This is a genomic window from Arcobacter siniprincipis (SeqCode), assembly GCF_048571125.1.
Classification (GTDB): Bacteria; Campylobacterota; Campylobacteria; order Campylobacterales; family Arcobacteraceae; genus Arcobacter; species Arcobacter siniprincipis.
In genome coordinates, this window is the sequence record NZ_CP182343.1 from 153,657 (window position 1) to 178,132 (window position 24,476).

24 protein-coding genes and 1 tRNA gene are annotated in these 24,476 nt (G+C 28.4%); 14 read left to right on the forward strand and 11 right to left on the reverse strand.

Going from position 1 to position 24,476, the window contains the following annotated elements:
* Positions 1 to 6: 6 nt before the first annotated feature.
* Positions 7 to 2,187 (forward strand): heavy metal translocating P-type ATPase, encoded by a 2,181-nt coding sequence (locus tag ACNI3D_RS00780; protein ID WP_419767929.1) that lies wholly within the window; start codon positions 7 to 9, stop codon positions 2,185 to 2,187.
* Between the two features lie 19 nt (positions 2,188 to 2,206).
* Here the strand turns inward: ACNI3D_RS00780 and ACNI3D_RS00785 are convergent, their stop codons facing one another.
* On the reverse strand, positions 2,207 to 2,635 hold the full coding sequence (locus ACNI3D_RS00785) for a DUF411 domain-containing protein (RefSeq protein ID WP_419767930.1): 429 nt from the start codon (positions 2,633 to 2,635) through the stop codon (positions 2,207 to 2,209).
* Positions 2,632 to 2,853: an SHOCT domain-containing protein gene (locus ACNI3D_RS00790; RefSeq protein ID WP_419767931.1), complete on the reverse strand. Its 222-nt coding sequence runs from the start codon at positions 2,851 to 2,853 to the stop codon at positions 2,632 to 2,634. The genes ACNI3D_RS00785 and ACNI3D_RS00790 overlap by 4 nt, the downstream gene beginning before the upstream one ends.
* A gap of 121 nt (positions 2,854 to 2,974) precedes the next feature.
* Here ACNI3D_RS00790 and ACNI3D_RS00795 point away from each other — a divergent pair, with 121 nt between their 5' ends.
* The 7 genes from ACNI3D_RS00795 (at position 2,975) to ACNI3D_RS00825 (ending at position 10,910) form a co-directional block, all read left to right on the forward strand.
* On the forward strand, positions 2,975 to 3,637 hold the full coding sequence (locus tag ACNI3D_RS00795) for a response regulator transcription factor (protein WP_419767932.1): 663 nt from the start codon (positions 2,975 to 2,977) through the stop codon (positions 3,635 to 3,637).
* Positions 3,638 to 3,692: 55 nt separating this feature from the next.
* Positions 3,693 to 4,766 (forward strand): sensor histidine kinase, encoded by a 1,074-nt coding sequence (locus ACNI3D_RS00800; RefSeq protein WP_419767933.1) that lies wholly within the window; start codon positions 3,693 to 3,695, stop codon positions 4,764 to 4,766.
* A gap of 63 nt (positions 4,767 to 4,829) precedes the next feature.
* Positions 4,830 to 5,213 (forward strand): FixH family protein, encoded by a 384-nt coding sequence (locus ACNI3D_RS00805; RefSeq protein WP_419767934.1) that lies wholly within the window; start codon positions 4,830 to 4,832, stop codon positions 5,211 to 5,213.
* Positions 5,213 to 6,409, forward strand: a complete 1,197-nt coding sequence (locus tag ACNI3D_RS00810) for a TolC family protein (RefSeq protein WP_419767935.1) — start codon at positions 5,213 to 5,215, stop codon at positions 6,407 to 6,409. Before ACNI3D_RS00805 ends, ACNI3D_RS00810 begins: the two co-directional genes overlap by 1 nt.
* On the forward strand, positions 6,406 to 7,389 hold the full coding sequence (locus ACNI3D_RS00815; protein ID WP_419767936.1) for an efflux RND transporter periplasmic adaptor subunit: 984 nt from the start codon (positions 6,406 to 6,408) through the stop codon (positions 7,387 to 7,389). The genes ACNI3D_RS00810 and ACNI3D_RS00815 overlap by 4 nt, the downstream gene beginning before the upstream one ends.
* A 6-nt stretch (positions 7,390 to 7,395) precedes the next feature.
* Complete coding sequence (locus ACNI3D_RS00820; protein ID WP_419767937.1) at positions 7,396 to 10,515, forward strand: efflux RND transporter permease subunit; 3,120 nt, start codon at positions 7,396 to 7,398, stop codon at positions 10,513 to 10,515.
* 68 nt (positions 10,516 to 10,583) lie between these two features.
* The gene (locus tag ACNI3D_RS00825; RefSeq protein ID WP_129100243.1) at positions 10,584 to 10,910 is read left to right on the forward strand and encodes a hypothetical protein; all 327 of its coding nucleotides are present in this window, start codon (positions 10,584 to 10,586) and stop codon (positions 10,908 to 10,910) included.
* Between the two features lie 32 nt (positions 10,911 to 10,942).
* Here the strand turns inward: ACNI3D_RS00825 and ACNI3D_RS00830 are convergent, their stop codons facing one another.
* The 9 genes from ACNI3D_RS00830 to ACNI3D_RS00870 form a co-directional block, all read right to left on the reverse strand.
* Entirely contained in the window at positions 10,943 to 12,298 is a 1,356-nt protein-coding gene (locus ACNI3D_RS00830; protein ID WP_419767938.1) for an MATE family efflux transporter, read from the reverse strand.
* A gap of 24 nt (positions 12,299 to 12,322) precedes the next feature.
* A complete protein-coding gene (locus ACNI3D_RS00835) occupies positions 12,323 to 13,585 on the reverse strand; it encodes a homoserine dehydrogenase (RefSeq protein WP_419767939.1) in 1,263 nt (420 codons plus the stop codon).
* Positions 13,586 to 13,593: 8 nt separating this feature from the next.
* The gene (locus ACNI3D_RS00840) at positions 13,594 to 14,802 is read right to left on the reverse strand and encodes an LL-diaminopimelate aminotransferase (RefSeq protein WP_375725236.1); all 1,209 of its coding nucleotides are present in this window, start codon (positions 14,800 to 14,802) and stop codon (positions 13,594 to 13,596) included.
* 2 nt (positions 14,803 to 14,804) lie between these two features.
* Positions 14,805 to 15,626 carry a hypothetical protein gene (locus tag ACNI3D_RS00845; protein ID WP_419767940.1) on the reverse strand — a complete coding sequence of 274 codons (822 nt, stop codon included), beginning with the start codon at positions 15,624 to 15,626 and terminating at the stop codon, positions 14,805 to 14,807.
* A gap of 17 nt (positions 15,627 to 15,643) precedes the next feature.
* Positions 15,644 to 16,336, reverse strand: a complete 693-nt coding sequence (rlmB, locus tag ACNI3D_RS00850; RefSeq protein WP_129100238.1) for a 23S rRNA (guanosine(2251)-2'-O)-methyltransferase RlmB — start codon at positions 16,334 to 16,336, stop codon at positions 15,644 to 15,646.
* 157 nt (positions 16,337 to 16,493) lie between these two features.
* Positions 16,494 to 17,309: a 16S rRNA (cytidine(1402)-2'-O)-methyltransferase gene (gene rsmI / locus ACNI3D_RS00855; protein ID WP_419767941.1), complete on the reverse strand. Its 816-nt coding sequence runs from the start codon at positions 17,307 to 17,309 to the stop codon at positions 16,494 to 16,496.
* Positions 17,310 to 17,325: 16 nt separating this feature from the next.
* On the reverse strand, positions 17,326 to 17,526 hold the full coding sequence (gene rpmE, locus ACNI3D_RS00860; protein WP_129100235.1) for a 50S ribosomal protein L31: 201 nt from the start codon (positions 17,524 to 17,526) through the stop codon (positions 17,326 to 17,328).
* Between the two features lie 86 nt (positions 17,527 to 17,612).
* Complete coding sequence (gene miaA, locus ACNI3D_RS00865; RefSeq protein ID WP_419767942.1) at positions 17,613 to 18,491, reverse strand: tRNA (adenosine(37)-N6)-dimethylallyltransferase MiaA; 879 nt, start codon at positions 18,489 to 18,491, stop codon at positions 17,613 to 17,615.
* Positions 18,492 to 18,505: 14 nt separating this feature from the next.
* Complete coding sequence (locus tag ACNI3D_RS00870) at positions 18,506 to 20,041, reverse strand: carbon-nitrogen hydrolase family protein (RefSeq protein ID WP_375725242.1); 1,536 nt, start codon at positions 20,039 to 20,041, stop codon at positions 18,506 to 18,508.
* A 114-nt stretch (positions 20,042 to 20,155) separates the two neighbouring features.
* On the opposite strand from ACNI3D_RS00870, the gene mqnP reads away from it, so the two are divergent.
* From mqnP to ACNI3D_RS00900, 6 genes are all read left to right on the forward strand, one after another.
* Positions 20,156 to 21,016, forward strand: coding sequence for a menaquinone biosynthesis prenyltransferase MqnP (mqnP, locus tag ACNI3D_RS00875; RefSeq protein WP_419767943.1), 861 nt, complete (start codon positions 20,156 to 20,158; stop codon positions 21,014 to 21,016).
* A gap of 66 nt (positions 21,017 to 21,082) precedes the next feature.
* Positions 21,083 to 21,159 (forward strand) — tRNA-Arg (locus tag ACNI3D_RS00880).
* A 525-nt stretch (positions 21,160 to 21,684) separates the two neighbouring features.
* Entirely contained in the window at positions 21,685 to 22,047 is a 363-nt protein-coding gene (locus ACNI3D_RS00885; RefSeq protein WP_419767944.1) for a hypothetical protein, read from the forward strand.
* A gap of 127 nt (positions 22,048 to 22,174) precedes the next feature.
* Positions 22,175 to 22,306: a hypothetical protein gene (locus tag ACNI3D_RS00890; RefSeq protein WP_419767945.1), complete on the forward strand. Its 132-nt coding sequence runs from the start codon at positions 22,175 to 22,177 to the stop codon at positions 22,304 to 22,306.
* A 564-nt stretch (positions 22,307 to 22,870) separates the two neighbouring features.
* Positions 22,871 to 23,965 (forward strand): TRAP transporter substrate-binding protein, encoded by a 1,095-nt coding sequence (locus ACNI3D_RS00895; RefSeq protein ID WP_419767946.1) that lies wholly within the window; start codon positions 22,871 to 22,873, stop codon positions 23,963 to 23,965.
* Positions 23,965 to 24,474: a TRAP transporter small permease subunit gene (locus tag ACNI3D_RS00900; RefSeq protein ID WP_419767947.1), complete on the forward strand. Its 510-nt coding sequence runs from the start codon at positions 23,965 to 23,967 to the stop codon at positions 24,472 to 24,474. The genes ACNI3D_RS00895 and ACNI3D_RS00900 overlap by 1 nt, the downstream gene beginning before the upstream one ends.
* Positions 24,475 to 24,476 lie beyond the last annotated feature (2 nt).

Genomic DNA, 24,476 nt, shown 5'->3' on the forward strand with positions numbered 1-24,476 from the left:
TAAATTATGGCAAAGGAAAAAATTAATTTAAATATATCAGGTATGACTTGTGTTAACTGTTCAGGTGGGATAGAAAAATTTTTAAACAAAAAAAAGGGAGTAATCTCTGCTAACGTAAGCTTTGCTTCAAGTGAAGGGGAGTTTATTATTGATGATTCCCTTTATTCAAAAGAAAAACTAACTAGTGATATACAAAAATTAGGTTATAAGCCAGAAGAAGATCTAAAAGCTCTAGAAGAAGAGCAATTACTCTCTTTTAAAAGACTAAGAAAGATATTTTTCACTTCTATTACTTTAACTCTTATTATGTTTTGTCTAATGTTTCTGAATATATTTAATGAACAAATGACAAAATATTTAGTATTTTTAATAGCTTCAATTGTTCAGTTCTATTGTGGACTACGATTTTATAAACTTGGAATAAAGTCAGTTATAAATAGAAACTATGATATGAATGTTTTAGTTGCTCTAGGAACTAGTGCTGCATACTTTTATTCAACTGTTGTAGTCTTTTTTCCACACTTATTCCCTGAGAATTTAAGATTTCTATATTTTGATGGGGCCTCTGTAATTATTACCTTTGTACTTTTAGGAAGATACTTAGAAGAAAACTCAAAACTAAAAGCGAGTGATTTTTTAAAAAAACTTATGAATTTAGCCCCTGTAAATGCTAATTTGATAGATGAAAACAAAAATATAAAAACTGTGCTAGCAAGTAGTTTAAAACCAAAAGATATAGTACTTGTAAAAAGTGGAGAGAAAATACCAACAGATGGTATTATCATCGAAGGAAATGCCGATATTGATACTTCAATGATAACAGGTGAATCAATGCCTGTTTTTAAAAAACTTGCTGATGAGGTATTATCTGGAACTTTAAATAGCAATGGAACTATAAAAATAGAAGTTAGCAAAGAATCCTCTGATACAACACTATCTAAGATAATTACACTTCTAAAAACTGCACAAAGTAAACAAATACCAATTAGTAGATTTGCAGATAAAGTAGCAAATATCTTTGTACCTTCTGTTATTTTTATCTCTATTTTAGCATTTTTAGTTTGGGGTTTTGTATTTGGAGATTTCCAAAAAGCAATAATAGCCTCAATTAGTGTTTTGATTATCTCATGCCCTTGTGCTTTAGGACTAGCAACGCCAATTGCAATAGTAAGTTCTGTTAGTCGTGGTGCAAAAGAGGGGATTTTGATTAAAAATCCAGAAATACTAGAAGAGATAAAAGAGATAAAATATGCAGTATTTGATAAAACAGGTACCTTAACTAAAGGTGAAATAACTGTTTCAAAAACAAATATTGATGAAAAATATTTTGAACTAATAGGTTCAATTGAAAACTATAGTGAACATCCTATTTCAAAAGCAATAGTGAGTTTTATCAAAGATAAAAAGTATGATATAAACAAAGAGATAAAAGATATAGATATTATCCCTGGAAAAGGTATAAAAGTATCTTTTGATAGTGATGAGATAGTTTTAGGTAATAAAAAGTTATTAGATGAAAACAGTGTTCAAATAGACAAAAACCATGAAGAGTTCTATTTAGAAGAGTTAGAAAAATCAAATGGGCTAATTTATGTAGCCATAAATAAAAAAACAATAGGTTCTTTTTCTTTAGAAGATAAATTAAAAGAAGATGCGGTAAGTGTTATAAAAGAGCTAAAACAGCTAAATATAGAGCCTATTTTATTAACAGGTGATAATAAAATCACAGCTGCTAAAATAGCTGATAAATTAGGGATCAAAAAGATTTATAGTGAAGTTTTACCAACTGAAAAATATGAAGTGATAAAAGAGCTACAAAAGAAGTCAAAAGTGATGTTTATAGGCGATGGAATAAATGATGCTCCTTCTATAAAACAAGCAAATATTGGGATTACTTTAAACTCTGGTTCTGATATCACTAAAGATGCTGGAGATATAATTTTAGTACATAATGAACTAAGTTCTATTATTAAAAGTATTAATTTATCTATTGAGACGATGAAAATCGTGAAACAAAATCTATTTTGGGCATTTACTTATAATATATTAGGAATACCACTTGCAGCAGGGATTTTATACCCAATCTTTGGACTTATGTTAAATCCAATGTATGCAGGTATTGCTATGAGTTTTTCTTCTGTGAGTGTTGTTTTAAATTCATTGAGATTAAAAATTAAAAAGTTGTAAATTATATTTACAACTTTTTTTAATGTTTTTCATAAATTCCTTGCGAACCATCTTTTTTTACATAAATAATATTGTAGTGTTGTTTAATATTATCTTGTTCCATACCTGGACTTCCCAATGGCATCCCCGGAGTAGAAATTCCTAAAATATCAGGTTTCTCAGCCAACATTTTTTTAATAGCAGAGTAATCAACATGCCCTTCAATAAAGTAACCATCTACAAAGGCTGTGTGACATGAAGTTTGTCCAGCTTGAAGACCTGCTTTCTTCTTGATTTCATTCATATTGTTTGTTTGGTGGACTTTTATATCAAAGCCTTTTGTTTTCATAATATTAATCCAATTCTCGCAACACTCACAATAAGGTGATTTATAAACAGTCATTGTTTTATTTCCATTTGCAAAAGTAGATATGGCAATAAATATTAAAGATAATATTGCTTTTTTCATTCATTCTCCTCCAGTATTTTTTTTCTTGATTTATACTCTTCTTCTGATATGTCACCTCTTGCAAACTTTTTCTTTAAGATATCAATGGGAGTATCATTTTCACTTTTTGTATCTTTATTACTAAAAATTGAAAATATCAAAAAAACAATAATTGCCCAAAAAATAAGCATTCCAAAGCCATGAAATAGTGTCATATTCATATTCATAAATCCAAACATAATATATCCTTTCTTTGTAAAAGTTTATCAAGACTATGTGTAAAAAGTGTGCAGGAGAGATAAGAGAAATAAAATGCAAAAAAATATATTATGCTACAATTACTTTTGTAAAAGGAACTAGATGAAAATACTTTTGATGGAAGATGATTTGATTTTAAATGAAATTATAGAAGAGCATTTATTAGAAAAAGGACATGAAGTTGTAAGTACTTTTGCCGGTAATGAAGCAGAAGAGTTATTATATTCTCAAAAATTCGATTTACTACTTTTAGATGTAAATGTACCAGAAATAAGAGGTTTCGATTTACTTTCTGATTTGAGAAAAAACAATATTAAAACTCCTGCAATCTTCCTGACATCACTTAACTTAACAGATGACATAGAAAGAGGTTTTCAAAGTGGCTGTGATGACTATATAAAAAAACCTTTTGAACTAAAAGAGCTTGATTTACGAATTAATAATATTAAAAGGATTTTTAATATCTCTTCTTCAAATCAAATTGAGTTATCAACTACTATGGTACTAGATGCAGATAATTTACTAGTGATAAAAGAGAGTGAAGAGATTCATTTATCAAAAAAAGAGATAGAAGTTCTGTTGTATTTTATAAGAAATAAAAATAAAATAATAAGTGTAGAAGAGTTGTCTTCAAATGTTTGGGTATATGAAGAGAGCCCAAATGCTTCCACTATAAGAACATATATAAAAAATCTTAGAAAAATTCTAGAAGAAAATATGATTACAAATATAAGAGGAGTAGGTTATAGATTTAACAGTAAATGAGAAAAATACTTTTTATAAGTTTTTATCTTTATATCTAGGCTCATCTTTTATATTAATGGCTTTAATAGCATTTTTGTATTTTGAAAATCAACAAAAACTCTATTTTGATTTGACAAAATCAAGAATGCAAAATATTGCTTCAAAAATTGCTTCAAAAATAATAGTTGCACATATGAATGGAACAAAAATAGATATATCAGGAGACTTTGAAGCAAAAGATTATAAATTGGCTTTTTATGATAATAGTGGGAAAAAAGTTTATGGCAATATTGATGAAAAAATAGATTTAAAGAAAGATATTATAGAGGAACATAATAGTTTTATATTAGTTGACAAGTCTACTTTTGGGCACTTAGGAATATATGCTATTGCCATAAAAGAGCATTTTTATTCAAAACAAATAAAAGAGTTAGAAATAAACATAATAGTGCTTTTTTTTCTTATATATTCAATTATTGCTTTTATTGGATTTTATTTAGCAAAACTTTTTATTAAGCCAATAAAAGAAGAAAGAGATAAGTTAAATAACTTTATAAAAGATACAACCCATGAATTAAATACTCCAATTAGTGCAATACTAATGTCTACAGAAGGTAAAGATTTAAACCCAAAACAAATTGAGCGTGTAAGATTAAGCGCAAAAAGAGTCTCTGAGATTTACAAAGACTTGACATATGTTTTTTTACAAAAAGATTTTGAAAAAGAAGATTTAAAAGAGATATCTCTTGGTGAAGTTATAAAGGAACAACTACTGTATTTTGAACCTTTAGCAAATAAAAAGAAGATAAAAATCAATTTAGATATCCAAGAATATAGTTATAAAATACTCAAAGAAGACTTTATTAGAGTATTTAATAATTTAGTTTCAAATGCAATAAAATATAATAAAATAAATGGAACAATCTTTATTACTCTAAAGAATAATAAACTTATTATAAAAGATACTGGTATAGGTATAAAACAAACAAAGATAAATGATATATTTAAACGATACTATAGAGCAACAAGCTACCAAGGTGGCTTTGGTATTGGATTAAGTATAGTTAGTGAAATAAGTAAAAAATACAATATAAAAATAGATATTAATTCTATTTATGATGAAAGTACAACAATAACTCTAAACTTCTAATCTCCACACATACTCCACACTATATAGCTAGAATTCCCAAACTTAAAATTTAGGAGTTCAAAAATGAAAAATATCTTTAAACTATTCGCTGGTTTGATAGTAGCATTTAATTTAGTTCATGCAAATCCACTACTTCAAGAAGGAAGTAAAGATGGGTATGATGTAAAACTAAGTAGTGAGAAATCACTGGTAATGGGAAGCAATGAAATCATCATAGAGTTATCAAAAGATGGTGCAAAGTTATCAAATACAAAAGTAAAAATAAAGTTCTTTATGCCAGAGATGCCTGGAATGCCATATATGGAGAGTGAAGTAAAAGGAAAAATTGTTGATGGTAAATTTAAAGCAAGTGTAAATTTTGCTATGGGTGGAACTTGGCAGTACCAACTAAAATTTAAAACAGAAGATGGGAAAGTTCATACTGTAAGAGGGAGCGTAAACATCTAATGTTAAGAAATAGCTTTATTCTAACTTGTTTGATAATTACAAGCTCATTTTCTACAAGCTTAGAAAATATAATAAATAGTGCAATAGTAAATAATAAAAACCTACAAGCTATTGAAAAATCTATACAAATAGCAAATGAGCAAATTAAGCTATCAAATAAGTGGGATAATCCTATTTTGACCATTGGTGCCAACGACTTGCAGTTTGACACTTCTCGAAGAGATTTGGAGCCTATGCAAGGACAATATATAGGTTTCTCACAGAATATACCTATAAATGGGAAAATCAAGCTACAAGAAGAGATAGCTATGAAAGATAAAGCTATCTCAAATCTAAATTACGAAGATGCAAAACTAAAATTAAAATCAAAACTTATAGAGTATTTATATAGTATAAAAATACTAGAAAACAAATATTTACTACTTAATCAATATCAAAAAAATATAAAAAGCCTAGAAGATTTAACTACTTCTTTATATGAAAGTAATAAATCAAATCAAAGCATGATTATAAATCTAAAAACAGATTATTTAAAAATAGAGATTCAAAAAGAGAATTTACAAAATATTATCAAAAACAATTACTTAAAATTAGAAGAGATAACATATAAAAAAATCACAAGTATAGATGTCTCTTTAGATGTAAAAGAGCTTATTCTTTCAAAGGATATTTCTACACACCCAATAATAAAGATACTAGAACAGAATAATGAAAAATTTAATAAACAAGCCCAACTTGAAGATGCAAAAAAACTATCAGATATAAAAGTAAGTGCTGTATATTTTCAAAGGGATGACAAGTATAAAGATTATGCAAATGTATCACTTAGTATTCCCCTTGCTTTTTATGGAAAAGAGAATATAAAGATATTACAAGCAAAGATTAAAGCAAGAGAATTTAAAGATAAACTTGATGATAGTAAAAAGAGATTTGAGATAAAAATTGCTTCTTTGCAAAATGACTTAGATAGCTCAATCAAGAAATATAAACTTTTAAAAGATCTAATTATACCTTTACAAGAAGAAAATCAAAAAACAATAGAAAAATACAATAGTCTAGAACTTATAAAATCAGATGAAATACTAAAAAATCTAAACAAAATCATACAAAACAAAATTGCTCAATATGACGAGGTAAAAAACTACTTTGATGCTTATTCGCAAGCTTATTATTATACTCAAGGAAAAATTAGATGAAAAATATATTTAAATTACTTTTATTATTGTTATTCATAAGTTCACTAGATGCGAAGATTTTAGATGCAAATCAACTATTCAATAAAAAGATTGTTAAAGTAAAAGATGAGAGTGTTTATGAGACAAAAAGCTTTTATGGGGAAACTTTATTTGCAGAAGAGAGTATAAAGGACATAGTTCTTAGATTTGATGGTTATATCACAAAGCTAGATGCAAATAAAAATCTTATGGAAGTGAAAAAAGCAGATAAACTTTTTTCTTTGTACTCAGATAAAATCCAAAGCATAAAAAAAGAGATAGAAGTCACAAAATCTATAAATAAAGCTATGTATAAAAGTTCCCTTGAAAAGCTTGATTCTTTAGATGTCAACCTTTCTCAACTAAAAAGTAAAGATATATCTTTTTATGCTCCTTTTGATGGAATAATCTTAAATAAGAAGATAAATGAAGGCTCTTATGTCAAAACAGGCTCACTTATTATGCAAATTGCAAATATAAATAAACTCTGGTTTATCTCAAAAGTTTATCAAAGTGATTTGGCATTTTTAACTAATAATATGGATGCTAAAATCAAAATTGATGGAAGAGATATGACCTTTAAAACAAAAGTTGACTATATCTATCCTTATGCAAATAAAGAGAGTAAAACTATAGATGTACGATTTGTAATAGAAAACAAAGATAAAACACTTTTTCCTAATATGTTTGGTAAAGCTATAATTAAAACAAGTTCTAAAAAGGTATTAACACTTCCTAAAACGGCGGTTTTAAGAAAGGGTGCAAAGTATTATGTATTCAAATACATATCAAAAGATGAATTTGAACCAGTATTAATAGACGCAAAACAAATAAGTTCTGGAAAATATGAGATAGAAGATGGCCTAAAAGTTGGTGATGAGGTAATAGATAATGCCTTATTTTTACTAGATTCAGATGCTGTGACAAATAATTTGTATGAAGATGAAGACAATGATTGGTAAAAAATAATGGTTGAATATATAATAAATAAAAGCGTACAAAATAAGTTTTTAGTTCTTTTTTCTGTGCTAATTTTAACAGTTGCTTCTTTTTGGGCAGTAAAAAATAGTTCTTTAGATGCTTTACCTGATCTTTCACCTCCTCAGGTAATTGTACAAGTAAAATGGGCAGGACAAAGTCCAAAGACAATAGAAGAGCAAGTATCTTATCCTCTAATATCAAATTTGATGAGTTTACCAAATATTGATACAGTAAGAGCTATGAGTTCATTTCAAAATGCTCTTATTTATATCATATTTAAAGATGGTACGGATATTTATGATTCTAGAAATAGAATATTAGAGCAGTTGTCTCAGCTTCAAGGAACTTTTCCTGATGGTGTTAATGTGGCAATTGGTCCTGATGCAACAGGTGTTGGTTGGGCTTATGAATATGCTTTAAAATCAAAAACTAAGTCATTGGATGAATTAAAAACACTTCAAGATTATTATTATAAATATGCTCTTTTAGGAGTAGATGGAGTATCTGAAATAGCTTCAGTTGGTGGATTTATCAAAAACTATGAAATAACACTAAATCAAGATAAATTAGTGCAATATAATTTAAGTATAAATGATGTAAAAAAGGCTTTGACCTCTAATAATGATGAAAAAGGTGGTCGAATCATTTTAGAAAATGGTTATGAACACATGATTCAAGCAAGGGGTTATTTAAAAAGTGTAGTTGATATAGAAAATATTACAGTTAAAACTTTTGGTTCAACTCCTTTAAAAATAAAAGATATAGCAGATGTAAATATTACTTCATCAAACAGACGAGGAATGGCTGATTTAAATGGTGAAGGTGAAACTGTTGGTGGAATCGTAGTTGTAAGATTTGGCGAAAATCCATACAAGGTTATAAAAGCAGTAAAAGAGAAGTTAAAAACACTTCATGTGGATGATGTTGAAGTAGTTGAGACTTATGATAGAAGTTCATTAATAGATAAAGCTATAGATACATTAAAACACACTTTACTGGAAGAATCAATTATTGTCATAGTGGTTACTGCTTTATTTTTATTTCATTTTAGAAGCGCCTTGATTATAATTATAACTTTGCCAATAACTGTGCTATTTACTTTTCTTTGCATGAAGTTTTTTGGAATGGGTTCAAATATTATGAGTCTAGGGGGAATTGCCATTGCAATTGGTGCGATGGTTGATGCAACTATTGTGATGGTAGAAAATGCCCATAAATATCTACAAGGCAAAGAAAATATTAGTAATAAACAAAGAATAGAAATAATTATAAAATCAGCAAAACAAGTAGGTCGACCAATCTTTTTTGCCTTGCTTTTAGTTGTAGTTTCATTTTTACCAATTTTTGCTTTAACAGGACAAGAGGGAAGATTATTCTCTCCCTTAGCTTTTACTAAATCCTTTGCTATGATTTCAGGTGCCATTTTATCTATTACACTGGTACCTATTCTTATGATATTCTTCATACGCGGAAAAATTATGGATGAAAGAAAGAATTATTTAAATAAATTTTTTATAGCTCTATATTCTCCCTTGTTAAAACTTTCACTTAGATTTAGATATATAGTAGTTGCCTTATTTATAGGAACCCTGATTTTAGCATATCCAGTTTATAAAAAACAGAATTGGGAATTTATGCCAATGATGAATGAACAAACTTTTATGTATATGCCAGTAACTCCTTATGGTATTGGTATTGATTTAGCAAAAGAGCTTACACAAAAGACAGACAAGATTTTAAAATCATTTCCAGAAGTACAAACAGTATTTGGGAAAGCAGGGCGAGCAGATAGTGCAACAGATCCTGCACCACTAGCTATGATAGAGACAATAGTACAGTTTAAACCTCAAGACCAATGGCGAGAGGGAATGACTTATAAAAAATTAATGCAAGAGATGGATGACAAGTTAAGAGTTACAGGATTAGTTAATTCCTGGACATATCCAATTAGAGGAAGAATTGATATGCTTTTAACTGGTATTAGAACTCCTTTAGGAATAAAACTATATGGAAACGATCATCAAGAATTAGAATCTGTAGCTTTAAAAATAGAACAAAGGCTTAAAAAGTTTGATAAAACACTCTCTGTATCTTCTGATAAAATAAATTCAGGATACTATTTAAATATAGATTTAGATGAAGAGATGTTATCAAGATATGGAATTACAAAAAATGATATTTTGTCAACAGTCTCTTTAGGTGTTGCAGGAGCTAAAATATCTACATATTTTGATGCCTTAGAGAGATATCCTATTAGCTTGAGATATGAAACAACTCAACGGGAAGATATAACTTCTTTAGAGAATCTTCAAGTAAAAACAAAACTAGGTTTTCAACCCTTAAGAATGTTTGCAAAGCTTCAATATGAAGAAGGACCATCTGTGATAAAATCAGAAAAGGGATTAAATGTAAACTTTATATATATTACTCCTAAAAATGATGTATCAGTTAAAGAGTATAAAGATAAAGCTCAAGAATTACTAAAAGAGATAAAATTACCAAGTGGTTTTTATTATGAGTGGGCAGGTCAAAGTGAGTATTTGGAATCAGCAATGAAGAAGTTAAGTTATATTATTCCTTTAACTTTTGTGATTATATTTATACTTATCTTTTTTGCACTAAGAAATATCACATATACAGCAATAATATTTTTTACACTTCCTTTTGCCCTAACAGGTGGGATATTTTATTTGGATTATTTAAATTTTAATATTTCTATTGCTGTAATTGTTGGATTTTTAGCTTTACTTGGAGTTGCAGCAGAAACTTCAATTGTGATGCTTGTATATTTACATGAAGCAATGCTTGAGTTAAAAGATAAATGTATTTCTTTGGATGATGATAAACATATCTTTCATGCCATATATAAAGGGGCAGTATTGAGACTTCGTCCAAAGCTTATGACTTTATTTGCTATTTTAGGAGGCTTAGTTCCTATTATGTATATAGATGGTGTAGGAAGTGAAGTTATGCAAAGAATTGCAGCACCTATGATAGGAGGAATGATAAGTTCAGCCTTTCTTACACTTATAATTATTCCATCTGTATTTTTTATATTAGCATTAAAAAAAAGAGATAAAATATTAGAACAAGAGTTGTCACATTAAAATAGATAACTCTACACATAAATTACACAAAGATTTTATAAAATAAAAAAACAATAAAGGATTTAAGAATGAAAAATATTATTATGTTAGTAGCTGGACTACTATTTACAGCTGGTGTATCTTTTGCAGATGGTAAAACTGGTTCTTGTGGGGCGGGTAAATGTGGAGACTCTAACAAAACTATGATGAAAAAAGGCATGAGCTCAGAAGAGATGAAAAAAGTTGGTTCTTGTGGAACTGGTAAATGTGGTGATTCTAAAAAACAGATGATGAAAAAAGATCATATGAATAATGATATGATGAAGAAATCTGGAAATAAAGCTACAGGTTCATGTGGAGCAGGTAAATGTGGTGGTGAAGATATGAAAGGTATGAAGAAAAAAGAGATGAAATAATAAATTCTATTTTTTTTAAAGAGTGTAGTCTTCTACACTCTTATATTACATAATACTCTTAACTTATACATAGTATAAAAATAAGCAAATATAGCTGCACTATAAATCATAAGTAACATACCCACAAACAAATAAATATAATCAAGTTTAAAATAGCTTACAATGATATATGAAACTATTGCTTTAGCTATAAGTTGTCTATATATTCCTATATAAAATATCATCTTAGGTTGTTTTATAGCTTGAAGAGTTGATACACAAATAAATAAAATAATATAAGCATAAAATATCCATACTTCAACAAGTAAGTAATTAAAGCCATATTCTATAACTGTTATATCATCATCAAATTGAGCAACTATAATTTTCCCAAAAATGTATAAAAATATAATCCCAAATGTTGATATCATAAAGCCATATTTTAATGACAACATAACAATCTCTTTTACTCTATTAAATTGTTTTGCTCCATAATTATTTGATACAAGTGAAAGAACAGCAGTACTAAGTCCAAGTGCTGGTAGTAACATAAGTTGTTCAACTCTAAATCCAATTCCATATCCTGCAACTGCTTTATACCCGTATTGTGTTACAAAGTAAGTCAGAATAATAGAACCAAAAGCCATGGTTAGCATATTTAAACTAGAAGGTATTCCTTGCTTAAAAAAAGCCTTATAAACTCTTAAATTTGGTAAATAGTACTCTAACCTGTCAAAATGGATTATTTTTGTTTGTAGAACTTTGTAGAGCATATAAAACATGTTTATGAATTGAACTAAAACAGTTGCGAAGGCAATACCTGCTATTCCCATTTCTGGAATAATCCAAAAACCATACATAAACAAAGGATTTAATATTAAGTTTGCAAAAAAACCAAAAATCAAAGAGTTTCTATATGTTTTTGTATCTCCTTTTGATACAAGTATTGCATTAAGTGCAAAATTGGCCATAAAAAAAATAGTACCAAAAAGTATTACATTGATATATTGTAAACAAATATCAAGATAAGCATCTGTTGCTCCAAGTAGTTTAAATAACATAGGAGAAGCAAAATATCCAAGTATAGAGAATATAACTCCTAGAATAACTAAGAAACCAATTCCTTTATGGGCATAGATTGATGCAAGGTGATTTTTCTTTTTTCCAAAAGAGTTACCAATTAGTGCGCTAATTGCTGATGAAAAACCATATCCAAAACCTGTAATTAAAAAATATATCATAAATGATAGGGATAATGCAGCAATTGCTTCTGTAGAAATTAAACCTGCGTAAAATGTATCTACTACATTGTACATAGTATTAAAAAACATACCAGTACTTGCAGGTATTGCTAATTCTTTTATAAGTTTTGGAATAGGTTCTTCAATCAAATATTGAGGTTTATTCAATTGAAGCCTTTAATTTAAATTTTATTAATCTTCTATTCTGATCATAACTGGTTTAGTAGTTGCAACACCAGAATTTTCTATTTCTTTTAATGCTTTATTTATATTTTTCTCTATACAAACATGAGTAGAAAGTAAAAGATGGGCACAAGTTGTATTGTATGGTTTTTGAATCATTTTTTCAATAGAAATCTCATGTTCACCTAATATTTTAGTAACTTTTGCTAAAACACCTACTTTATCTTCAATTCTAAGTCTTAAATAGTATTTTGTCTCAATTTCATCTTTTGGCATGATTGTTAGGTTTGCTTTATAATCAAACTCAAATCCTAACATTGGTGCACCTTTACCTCTTCTTGCAATATCTACAATATTTGCAATAACGGCACTTGCAGTTGCATTTCCACCAGCTCCTGGTCCATAATACATAGTTTCACCAACTTTATCACCAATTACAGATATACCATTCATTACTCCATCAACTTTTGCAATCATTTCACTTTTTGGAATAAATGCAGGATGAACTCTTAGTTCTATTTGTTTACCAACTCTTTTTGCAATAGCTAATAGTTTGATAGAATAGTTAAACTCATTGGCAAAATCAATATCTGGAGTATCAATATCTTGAATTCCTTCTATTAATATATCTTCAGGTTTAGCATCAACATCATAAGCAATTGAAGCTAAGATTAGAAGTTTATGGGCTGCATCAAATCCACCAACATCAAAAGTTGGATCAGCTTCTGCATAACCTAACTCTTGAGACTCTTTTAATATAGAATCATAATCAACACCATCATTTATCATTCTAGTTAGCATATAATTACAAGTACCGTTTAGAATACCTCTAATTGATTCTATATTATTTGCAGATAATCCATCTCTTAAGGCATTAATTATAGGAATTCCCCCAGCAACTGCTGCTTCATATTCAAATGGAATATCACCAGCTAGTTTTTCTAAATCATATCTATGATATGCAAGAAGAGCTTTATTAGCTGTAACTACTGGTTTTCCTTTTAATAGTGCTCTTTTAATGATTTCATATGGTCTTTCAACCCCACCCATAAGTTCAACAATAATATCAATAGAATCATCATTTAAAGCTCTATCTAAATCATCTGTTAATTCAATAGTTACATTTCTTTTTTTGCTTAAATCATTTACAACACCAATAGTAGGAACAATTTCAATTCCAGCACGCGAAGTAATAATATCTTTATTATCTTTTAATATGTTTGCTACACTTGCTCCAACAGTTCCTACACCAATAATTGCGATTTTTAACATTTCTTATCCTATAAACTATTTAAATATTTCTTTATATTTTTTGCTGCTTGTCTAATTCTTTTTTCATTTTCAATTAAAGCAATTCTTACATATTGGTCTCCATACTGACCAAATCCAATACCAGGGCTTACTGCCACTTTCGCTTCTGTAAGAAGTTGTTTAGAAAACTCCATACTTCCCAGATGTGCAGCTTTTTCTGGGATTTTTGCCCAAATAAACATAGAAGCATTTGGCACATCCATATTCCAACCTGCATCTTTAAAGGCTTCAATCATTACATCTCTTCTATAATGATACTTTTCAATATGTTGTGCAACACATTCTTGTGGTCCATCAAGTGCAATAGTTGCAGCTACTTGAATAGGTGTAAACATACCATAGTCAAGCCATGATTTGATTCTTTTTAAAGCACCTACTAGTTTTTCATTTCCAACAATAAAACCAACTCTCCATCCTGCCATATTGTATGATTTACTTAAAGTAAATGACTCAACAGCAACATCTAAAGCACCTTCAGCTTGGAAGATTGACGGTGTAACATATCCATCAAAAGTAATATCAGCATAAGCAATATCAGAGATAATATAAAATCTCTCTTTTTTAGCAAGGTCAACCAATTTTTGGTAAAATTCAGGTGTAACGGTTGCACAAGTTGGATTATGTGGGAAATTTACCACCACATATTTAACTTTTGGAATTGATTCTCTTAATGTTTTATTTAATCTTGCAAAAAACTCATCTTCATCAACTTTAAAGTCTCTACCAAATGGTAATTCAAAATTATGAATACATCCACCTGCAAGCATAAAAGCATATGAGTGAATAGGATATGTAGGATCTGGAACAACTGCTACATCTCCTACATTTACAATAGCTTGCACTAAATGAACATATCCCTCTTTACTTCCCATTGTTGCAACGGCATGTTTATTTGGGTCTAAATAATCAACCCCATATTTTCTTTTATACCAATTACAAATAGCAAGTCTTAGTTTATAAATACCTGCACTTGCGCTATAACCATGGTTTTTTGGTTTATCTGCTGTCTCTTTTAACTTGTCAATAATATGTTGTGGTGCTGGACCATCAGGATTTCCCATAGAAAAATCTATGATATCCTCACCTTTTCTTCTAGCTTCCATTTTTATATTATTTACTTCTGCAAACACATAGTTTGGAAGTCTTTTCATTCTTTCAAATTCAATTTCTGGGAACACGACTACTCCTTGATTAGTACGGTTAATCCACGCTTTATGTTAAATAGCGTGTACAAATCTGTTATTTTAATATATCTTGTATTTTCTGGTATAGAAAGTGTTAAATTTCTATATACTTTTTCTTCTTTTGAAACCTTTAGTATATTCAAATGTTCATCATAAAATACCACATAAGGAAGCCAACTATTAAGTGTTTTACTTGCTATGAATATTGTACTTGCTTTATCAATTTTTATAAAATATGGAGATAAAGGTTTAGAAAAAGATACTTTTTCATTTGTTGATACATATGTCGCATCATATAAAGATGCATTTGTTGTATCTAATTCATATACCCATTTATCATTTTCTTCTTTTGTTATATTTAATACTTTACAATCATGTTGAAATAGCTCATTTGATAAGACTAAAGGATCAATGGCGGCTTCTGTTTTTAACTTTATTGTCCAAGTTAAAGTTTCAGTTCCATCATAAACCGTATGCTTTGTAAAATAGTAGTAGTATCCAAGTGACTTTAATGTATCTTTTAAAATTTTTAAAGATTTAGTTGGGCTACTATTTATTTTAAAAGTAACTTCTATATCTTTAGGTGCATTAAATGCAAGAGTTAATAAACCATTTTCTTTTAAAGTTTTTAAAATAGTTTGATAGTTAAGTCCATCAACTGTAGTAAACAAGTACTCTTTTTTAAAAATAAAATTTACTAAATTTTTATGTGTAAGATAGCTATGAGTACCAATGAAGTTTTCAATTTTTTGATTTAACAATTCATTTGCATTAAGACTTATCACTAAAAAAACAGAAATTAAAATTTTTTTTATCATCAGTTTACTCTTTTACTTTATTTCATTAAATTATATATTAAAATACCAGCTGCAACAGATACATTTAAAGAATCAAAATTATTTTCCATACCAATTGATACTTTTAAATCCAATTTACTAATAATTTTATTAGATAAACCTTCCCCTTCACTTCCTAAGAAAAGAGCAACTTTATCTTCTTTTGTTATCGTTCCATATTTTTTTAAATCTGTCCCATTCATAGTTGCACCAATAAGTGCGTAACCACATTGCTTTAGCTCATTTGCAAGATCCAAAGAGTTGGGATACAAAGAAAAGGGCATGTCAAGCATAGCACCAGAACTAGTTCGTATAACCCCTGATTCATTAAGAGATTTTACTCCAGCTGCAACTATTCCATCTACTCCAAGTGCATAAGCAGTTCTTGTAATTGCTCCTATGTTACCTACATCCGTAAGACCATCAAGTACTACTATAAAATTATTTTGCTTCATTTCGTTTATAGGTGTGTAATCGAATTCTTCTTTAAGTTTTAGAAAAAATCCTTGATGATTCCCACCTTTTGCCAAAGATTGGGCTTTTTTGTTATCAAGTCTGATTATTTTTTTACCAAGTTTTAAAAACTTTGAAAAAATCTTTTTATCTAATTCTTTAGAAAACATAACCTCTTCAATGATTGAAGGGTGATTGTCTAAAACGTATAAAACTATTTGTTTGCCATATATTATCATAGGGGGATTTTATCTAAAATATGTTAATAAATATCTTTTGTAAAATTATTTTAACATTTTGTTCCAATCAGGCCATATAATTAGGGTAAAGTTGAAATAAATAATGAAGACAAAAAATGGAAAAAGAAAAGAAGAATTTTATAAAAAGATTTTAAACTTAATTTTCATCTAAAAGTTTTTGATAGATATCTTTGATTTTTTCACCAGTTAATTTAGATAAAAGTTTTGCTTTTACTTTTGGTGCTAAATCAAGCTCTTTTATATCTTCTAAACTTAGATTTTTTCCAGTAGTTGAAATGGGTTCAATGATTACTACCCATTCACCTTTTATAGTTGTTTCTTTAATTTTAGTATAAAGATTTATTGCACTATCTTTAAAAGTTGTTTGGTATTGTTTTGTTAACTCTTTTGCTAAAAAAATAGTTCTATTTTCATCAATATCTTTTAACTCTTCTAAAAGTTTCAAAAGTCTATGTGGTGATTCATATAAAATTGGTAGAATTTCACTATTCATTACTTTTTGTAGTTTCTCTTTTCTCTCAACACCTTTATGGGCTAAGAAACCAAAAAAAGTAAATTCTGTATGTTCAAATCCACTCATGGCAAAGGCTGTTAAAACTGCATTGGCTCCTGGGATAACATCATATTTTATATCATTTTGTATGGCATATTCTACTAAAGTTGCTCCTGGGTCTGAAACACAAGGCATACCAGCATCACTTACATATACAATATTTTTTTCAAAGATATCTTTTGATAATGTTTTTAAAACTTGTTGTTCATTATGTGAATGAAATGATTTAAAATCAGTACAAGGAAAATCTAGATTGTATTTTGAAGCAAAAAGTGTTAGAAGTTTTTTTGTTACTCTTGTATCTTCACAAAAAATAAGTTCCGCTTCCAATAGGGCATCAAGTGCACGCTTAGAAATATCTTCTAAGTTTCCTATTGGAGTTGGAACTAAAGTTAGCATTATAAGACTTGTTGTCTTATTTTTGTGCGTATTTAGCTTTGAATTTCTCTACTCTACCCGCAGCATCAACGATTTTTTGCTCACCTGTAAAGAATGGGTGACAAGCTGAACAAATATCGATTCTCATTGTTTCAACATTTGATTTTGTTTCGAAAGTATTTCCACAAGAACAAGTTACAACACAAGCTTTGTAGTCTGGGTGAATTTCTTTTCTCACTTTGTTTCCTTTTAATTATGTAATATTTAACAAAAGGTCGAGTCTCGTTTGTCGCCCTTTATTAGATATTTAAAATAAGATTGGGATTATACTGTAAAATACTTAAGAATATCTGAATTTAAGTTCTCTATAATATTTGTCTCTTGTAATTGATTAAATTGTGATTTGTTAAAAGTATTTTGTCTTTTTGCTAGTTTTGAAGTATTTAAGGATATCTTTTCTTCTAGTTGTTCTTTTGTAAGTTTACCATCAATGAATTCTAATGTCTCAAGAATACCAATAGAACTCATCGCATTTGGTTTTCTTGTATATTTTTTTTCTAAAAAAAGAACTTCATCTATTACTCCATCTTTTATCATCTGTTTTGTACGAAGAGCTATTCTTTTTTTTAACTCTTCTCTATCCCAATATATCTCAAAAAGTTTAAGCTTTGGGGAAATTGGTTTTTTTGGATTTTCTATGAAATATTGGCTAGGAGTCAAGCCACTTTTTTTATAAATAGAATAAGCTTTTTGTATACGATATTTATCATTAGAAGCTATTTTTTCCATATATGTTTTATCTAAGTCAAAAAGCATTTTATAAATATTTTCATGGGGCATATCAAGTTTTACATCTTCTCCTACACCTTCACTTATACCTTCAATTAATATTTTAAGGTAAAAGCCTGTTCCACCTACGATAATAAGATTTTTGCCCTTTTGTCTGGCGAATTCTTTAGCTTTTTTATAACATTGCAAAAATTCAACCACATCAAAACTTTCATTTACAAAAACTTCATCTATGCCAAAATGGATGATTCCATCTCTCTCTTTAAGTGTAGGTTTTGCAGAGGCTATATCTATTTCTTTATAAACAGAAAGTGAATCTAAAGATAAGATTATAGAGTTTGTTTTGTGGGCCATATCTATTGATAAGCCCGTTTTACCTGAAGCTGTTGCTCCTATGATTGCTATTTCTTTCATAAAACTCAAATTTCCTAGTTTTTTTCTACTTTTATAACATCATAAATATCTGTTCTTCTATCTTTTAGATTATTTACACTTCCTACACTATGAAGTTCTGTTAAAAGCTCTAAATCCACATCAGCTATAAGTATCATCTCAGTATTTGGTGTTGATTCAGCTTTTACACCATTTGCAGGAAATGCAAAATCACAAGGAGTGAATACTGCTGATTGGGCATATTGAATATCCATGTTCTCAACTTTTGGTAAGTTTCCTACACAACCTGCAATTGCTACATAACACTCATTTTCTATAGCTCTTGCTTGGGCACAAATTTTAACTCTTGAGTAACCATTTTGAGTATCCGTTAAAAATGGTACAAATAGTATATCCATCCCTTCTTTTGCAAGAAGTCTACTTAACTCTGGGAACTCACTATCATAACAAATTAGTACTCCAATTTTTCCACAATCTGTATCAAAGGCTTTGATTTTATCAGAGCCTTTTAGTCCCCAAACTTTTTGTTCATCTGGAGTTACATGTATTTTGGCATATTTTTCTATCTCACCATCTCTTTTACACACAAAACCTACATTGTTTAGTGTTCCATCAACAAGTTCTGGCATACTTCCCGTGATAATATTTATGTTATAAGCAATGGCAAGTCTTGAAAAGTCTTCTTTAAATCTTTCTGTATATTTTGCAAGTTCTCGTATAGCATCTGCTTCACTTAAGTGATTAAACTCAGCCATTAAAGGAGCATTGAAAAACTCTGGGAAAAGTGCAAAATCACTTCTATATCCAGATACTGCATCAATAAAGTATTCAGCTTGTTCGATTACTTCTTCATAGTTTTTATAAAGTCTCATTTGCCATTGAATAAGTCCTAATCTTATGACTTTTTTTTGTGCCATTGGTTTTATGGTTGGTTTTGCATAATATATGTTGTTCCAAGCTAGTAAACAAGCATACTCTTTACTATCAATATCACCCTCGAGATAATTTTTTATTACTCTTTTTACAAAAAAGTCATTTGATAGTTGAAAATTAAGTACGGGATCATAAATCTCTCGCTCTTTTACTTTTTGTATATACTCTTTTGGTGTGATTTTGTCTGCATATTTAGAATAATTTGGGATTCTTCCTCCAAAAATTATTCCTTTTAGATTAAGCTCTTCACAAAGCTCTTTTCTAAAGTCATATAATCTTCGACCAAGTCTTAGTCCTCTGAAATTTTTATTAATAAAAACATCTACACCATAAAGCATATTCCCATTATCATTATGTGTGTCAAAGGTATAGTTACCAGTAATATCTTTATAACTGTGAGTATCATCAAATTTTGTATAATCAACTATAATACTAAGTGCAAAACCTGCAAACTCACCATCAATTTTTATTGCAACTTGTCCATTTGGAAATTTCTCAATTAAAGCTTCAAACTCCTCTTTACTCCAAGATGATTCATCAAGATGACGATATTCATCTTCCATCAAAGAGCAGATAGAGTTGTGGTCTTCTTTTTTTAAATATACTAATTCAATTTTATCTATATGTTTTGGATCCATTATTATTTCCGTCCTTTTATTATGAAAAGATTATATTATAATATTTGATTGTTACTCATAAAACAATTAAATATAAAATATCTTTCAAATAATTTATTTGATAAAATACGCCACATGAATAATATAATGAAAAAACTTAATGATTTTAGTGAACTGGTTATGTTCAAACACTCGATTTTCTCACTACCTTTTATATTTATAGCGATGGTTGTAGCAGCAAATGGGTGGTTTGGATGGAGATTGTTTTTTTTAGGAATTTTAGCAGCAGTTACAGCTAGAAATTTTGCAATGGCATTTAATAGATATCTAGATAGAGATATTGATTCTTTAAATCCAAGAACAGAAAATAGACCAAATGTTGATGGAAGATTATCTGCTAAGTCAATTTTGACTTTTACTCTTCTTAATGCAGCAGGATTTATAATTGTTGCAGCTTTTGTAAATAAACTTGCTTTAATCTTATCTGTTCCTATTTTACTAGTGATTGGTTCATACTCATATTTTAAAAGATTCTCTTACTTTGCTCACCTTATTTTAGGGGTTTCTTTAGGACTTGCTCCCATAGCTGGGGTTGTAGCCGTTAGTGAAACTATTACATTATGGTCAGTTTGTCTAAGTATTGGGGTGATGTTTTGGGTTGCTGGTTTTGATTTACTTTACTCACTTCAAGATATAGATGTGGATAAAAAGCTAGGACTTCATTCTGTTCCAAGTGTTTTTGGTGCAAAAAATACAATGCTATTTTCAAAGATAGCACATAGTTTTACAGTTTTATTTTGGCTTTTATTTGTAATAAACTCTAATAGTGGGGCTTTTGCATACTTAGCAGTAATAGTTAGTGCAGTGATGTTAAGTTATGAACATTACTTAGTAAATAAAGATTTTAGAAAAATAGATAAGGCATTTTTTACTGTAAATGGTTATTTAGGTATAATATTCTTTATATTAATAATAATCGATACTATCACAAAATAGGCTTATAATTATTTTATAAAACAATTATAAGCTAAGCTGTGATACTATTCCAATCCATTTTTAAATGCGTCTGTGGCTCAACTGGATAGAGCTCCCGGTTTCGGCCCGGGTGGTTGTGGGTTCGAATCCTACCAGGCGTGCCATAAAGAAGCCCGATATAATCACTTATTTGAGTGTTTATATCGGGCTTTTTTTATTTCTTTAAAAATTAACTTCACACTTATTTCTCGATTTTGCTGTTTATCTTCATTAAATAATAGATATCCTTCTTGCAGTTTTTGATTGATTTAAATTTTACTATCATTTTAACAACTCCTTTGAGTTATTAAAAAAACTCAAAAAATTTTAGAATCTTAATCTAAATGAAAATTGAATTTCATTCTACTTGTAAAAGGAGACTGTGCCCCTGTTGAATCCTATAATTTTTTTATATACTTTTTGTTATGATAATGTAATTAATATAATGGAGAAAAGTATTGCGAAAAGCAGTCCCTTATTATCTTTTACTTACTTATTCCATAAGTGCATTTTTTATGTTTAGTAGTTGGAATTCTGAAATTATAGATTGTTACTTATTTACTTGTCTACAAATTCTTGTGTCAATTATATTTTTTGCTTTATTCATTTTTATAAAAGTAAATCTTTTTAAAAATAATCGGGTAATGTATTTGAAACGAAATCAACCATTATATTTAGAAATAAATAGAGAAGACAATTTGTATATTATAAGTATAATTGTATTTACAATTATTGGATTTTCTTTGCCAAAATATTTAAATAAAAATTATGATAGCAATATAATAAGTAAACAAATATATAAAGTATCGTCAAAAGGTGTTCATGATTTTACATCAACTGCAAGAGGAGATTATCTTATTTTAGTTAATTTAAAAACTAAAAAAACTAAGAGATACTATACTGAAACATCAAAATTTAAAGTAAATGATGAACTAAAACTTATAAAGAAATCAGGTTTTTTGGGTTTTGATTATTTTGAAATGATCAAACTAGAAACTAATGATAATATATAATTATTCTATAAATACTTTTTGAGATTCATTTTTTTATTTTTCTTACATTTTGTAATATTTCCAAGAATCCATTTTTATTTTTGTTAATATTTATCATCAAAAAATTTATTTGGAAAAAGGATATAAGATGATAAATATATTAGGTAGTTCCTTGTTTATTATATGTATAGTAGGAATATATTTTTATGCGAAGAATAAATCAGAGCAAAGTAAAAAAATACCTTTTAAAATACGATATGAAAAAAATAGAAAGCTTTAATTCTCACAAACTCTTTTAAAATAAATTCCTCTTCAAAAAATCTTTAAATAAACAATTTCAGAAATAAAATCAATTTTATAATGGCATAATTATTTTGAGTATTTTCAACAATATAAAAAATTATTTATTATTTCTTGATTTAACATTGCTAAGTAATTAATGCTTTTAAATGTATAAAATTAGTATCATTTAAAGATGTAACAAAAACATTAAAAATATTTTATTGAACATTTTATTGTAAATTTATTGAATATTATAAAATATTAAACCCCTTAAATAAGGGATTTTACAAAAATAAAATAAAATAAAATATTAGTTTAAGTATAGTTTTATTTATATGATTTTTAATTATATTTAAATAACTTAAATGTAATTAAATTCTTATATTGTATAAAAAATATACAGTATAAAATTATTATTTTATTATAAATAATGATAGGATTTCTCAGTTTAAATTATCTATTGTTTGAATGATTTATGTTGTTTCGAGGACATAAGTATTTTTATCATAAACAATATCTACTAGAAGTCTCGATTAAAATTTATATAAATTAAGGAAAAAGAATGACTAAGAATAGAAGAGATTTTATTAAAAAAACTGGTTTAGCAGGAATTACAGCAGCAGTAGCAATTCCATCAGTTGCTAGTGCAGATTCTTCAAAAAAGTTTAGATGGAAAATGACAAATTGTTATGGAGCAGGGGCTCCTTTTTATTCTACTGGACCTGGAAGTGCAAGTTATTTTTGTAAAAGAGTTGAAGAGTTAACTAATGGAAGATTGAGAATCAAACATTATCCAGCTGGTGAATTAATTCCTGCAATGGAAGGTTTTGATGCTGTATCAAAAGGTACGATTGAGATGAACTGGGGTAACTCATTTTTCTGGGCAGGTAAAACATTTGCAGCTCAATATTTCACGGCAGTTCCTTTTGGTATGACTTTTGAAGGTACAAATGCTTGGTTACAATTTGGTGGTGGACAAGAGCTTTGGGATGAGGTTTATAAACCATTTAATGTGATTGGTTTAGCAGCTGGAAATACAGGTACTCAAATGACTGGTTGGTTCAAAAAAGAGATAAATGGTGTTAAAGACTTAGATGGTTTAAGAATGCGTGTTCCAGGACTTGCTGGAAAAGTTCTTGAGCAATTAGGTGTTAGTGTTAAGTTATTACCAGGTGGAGAGATTTTCCCCGCCTTAGAAAGAGGTGTAATTGATGCAGCAGAATTTGTTGGACCGTTCCAAGATAGAAGAATGGAATTCCAAAAAGCTGCTAAATATTACTATACAACAGGATGGGGAGAACCAAGTAATACAACTGAGTGTTTGATTAATAAAGATGCTTGGGCAACACTACCAAAAGATATTCAAGCAATAGTAAAAACAGTTGCAGCTGAGTGTAATCTTATGGGACTTTCTTGGTCTGAAGCAAATAACTCAGAAGCATTAGATGATTTGGTAAAAAATCAAGGTGTTATTGTAAAAACATTACCAAATGAAGTTATTAAAAAACTAAGAGAAGTTACTTTTTCAACTTATGACAAGCTTACTGCAAAAGATCCTTTGGTTAAAAAAGTTCATGAGAGTTACTTTAACTTTAAAACTATTCATGATGGTTGGCAAGATAAAAGTGAATTAGTGGTTATGACTAAGTTGAAATAATGAAAGAGTTAGCACTTTTAGCAAATAGACTTGATACGCTTATAATGCGTATCGGTCAAATAACTTCTTGGCTAATTTTTATTTTAGTTTTATTAGTTGCTGGGGATGTTCTTTTTAGATATTTTTTTCATATAAGTTCTATTGCCGAACAAGAGTTTCAATGGCATCTTTTAGCAGCAATTGCAATATTTGGTTCTGCTTATACTTTCCAACAAAAAGAACATGTAAGAGTTGACCTTTTTTATCACAGTTATAGTAAAAATGTAAAAAGATGGATGAATATTTTAATTCCTTTAATAATAATTCTTCCTTTTTCTGCTTTTATAATTTATTTATCAAGTGATTATGTATTGCAATCTTATGCAAATAATGAAGTCTCACCTGATCCTGGGGGATTACCTTATAGATACTTAGTAAAAGGACTTATACCTTTAGGTTTTATACTTATTTTTATTCAAGGATTAGCAGTTTTATTAAAAGCCATAACAAAAACAGAAAGCGAGTTATAATT

Coding starts and splice junctions, on each gene's coding strand:
- ACNI3D_RS00780 (WP_419767929.1), top strand. CDS start 7: ATGGCAAAGGAAAAAATTAATTTAAATATATCAGGTATGACTTGTGTT.
- ACNI3D_RS00785 (WP_419767930.1), bottom strand. CDS start 2,635: ATGAAAAAAGCAATATTATCTTTAATATTTATTGCCATATCTACTTTT.
- ACNI3D_RS00790 (WP_419767931.1), bottom strand. CDS start 2,853: ATGTTTGGATTTATGAATATGAATATGACACTATTTCATGGCTTTGGA.
- ACNI3D_RS00795 (WP_419767932.1), top strand. CDS start 2,975: ATGAAAATACTTTTGATGGAAGATGATTTGATTTTAAATGAAATTATA.
- ACNI3D_RS00800 (WP_419767933.1), top strand. CDS start 3,693: ATGGCTTTAATAGCATTTTTGTATTTTGAAAATCAACAAAAACTCTAT.
- ACNI3D_RS00805 (WP_419767934.1), top strand. CDS start 4,830: ATGAAAAATATCTTTAAACTATTCGCTGGTTTGATAGTAGCATTTAAT.
- ACNI3D_RS00810 (WP_419767935.1), top strand. CDS start 5,213: ATGTTAAGAAATAGCTTTATTCTAACTTGTTTGATAATTACAAGCTCA.
- ACNI3D_RS00815 (WP_419767936.1), top strand. CDS start 6,406: ATGAAAAATATATTTAAATTACTTTTATTATTGTTATTCATAAGTTCA.
- ACNI3D_RS00820 (WP_419767937.1), top strand. CDS start 7,396: ATGGTTGAATATATAATAAATAAAAGCGTACAAAATAAGTTTTTAGTT.
- ACNI3D_RS00825 (WP_129100243.1), top strand. CDS start 10,584: ATGAAAAATATTATTATGTTAGTAGCTGGACTACTATTTACAGCTGGT.
- ACNI3D_RS00835 (WP_419767939.1), bottom strand. CDS start 13,585: ATGTTAAAAATCGCAATTATTGGTGTAGGAACTGTTGGAGCAAGTGTA.
- ACNI3D_RS00845 (WP_419767940.1), bottom strand. CDS start 15,626: ATGATAAAAAAAATTTTAATTTCTGTTTTTTTAGTGATAAGTCTTAAT.
- rlmB (WP_129100238.1), bottom strand. CDS start 16,336: ATGATAATATATGGCAAACAAATAGTTTTATACGTTTTAGACAATCAC.
- rsmI (WP_419767941.1), bottom strand. CDS start 17,309: ATGCTAACTTTAGTTCCAACTCCAATAGGAAACTTAGAAGATATTTCT.
- miaA (WP_419767942.1), bottom strand. CDS start 18,491: ATGAAAGAAATAGCAATCATAGGAGCAACAGCTTCAGGTAAAACGGGC.
- ACNI3D_RS00870 (WP_375725242.1), bottom strand. CDS start 20,041: ATGGATCCAAAACATATAGATAAAATTGAATTAGTATATTTAAAAAAA.
- mqnP (WP_419767943.1), top strand. CDS start 20,156: ATGAATAATATAATGAAAAAACTTAATGATTTTAGTGAACTGGTTATG.
- ACNI3D_RS00890 (WP_419767945.1), top strand. CDS start 22,175: ATGATAAATATATTAGGTAGTTCCTTGTTTATTATATGTATAGTAGGA.
- ACNI3D_RS00895 (WP_419767946.1), top strand. CDS start 22,871: ATGACTAAGAATAGAAGAGATTTTATTAAAAAAACTGGTTTAGCAGGA.
- ACNI3D_RS00900 (WP_419767947.1), top strand. CDS start 23,965: ATGAAAGAGTTAGCACTTTTAGCAAATAGACTTGATACGCTTATAATG.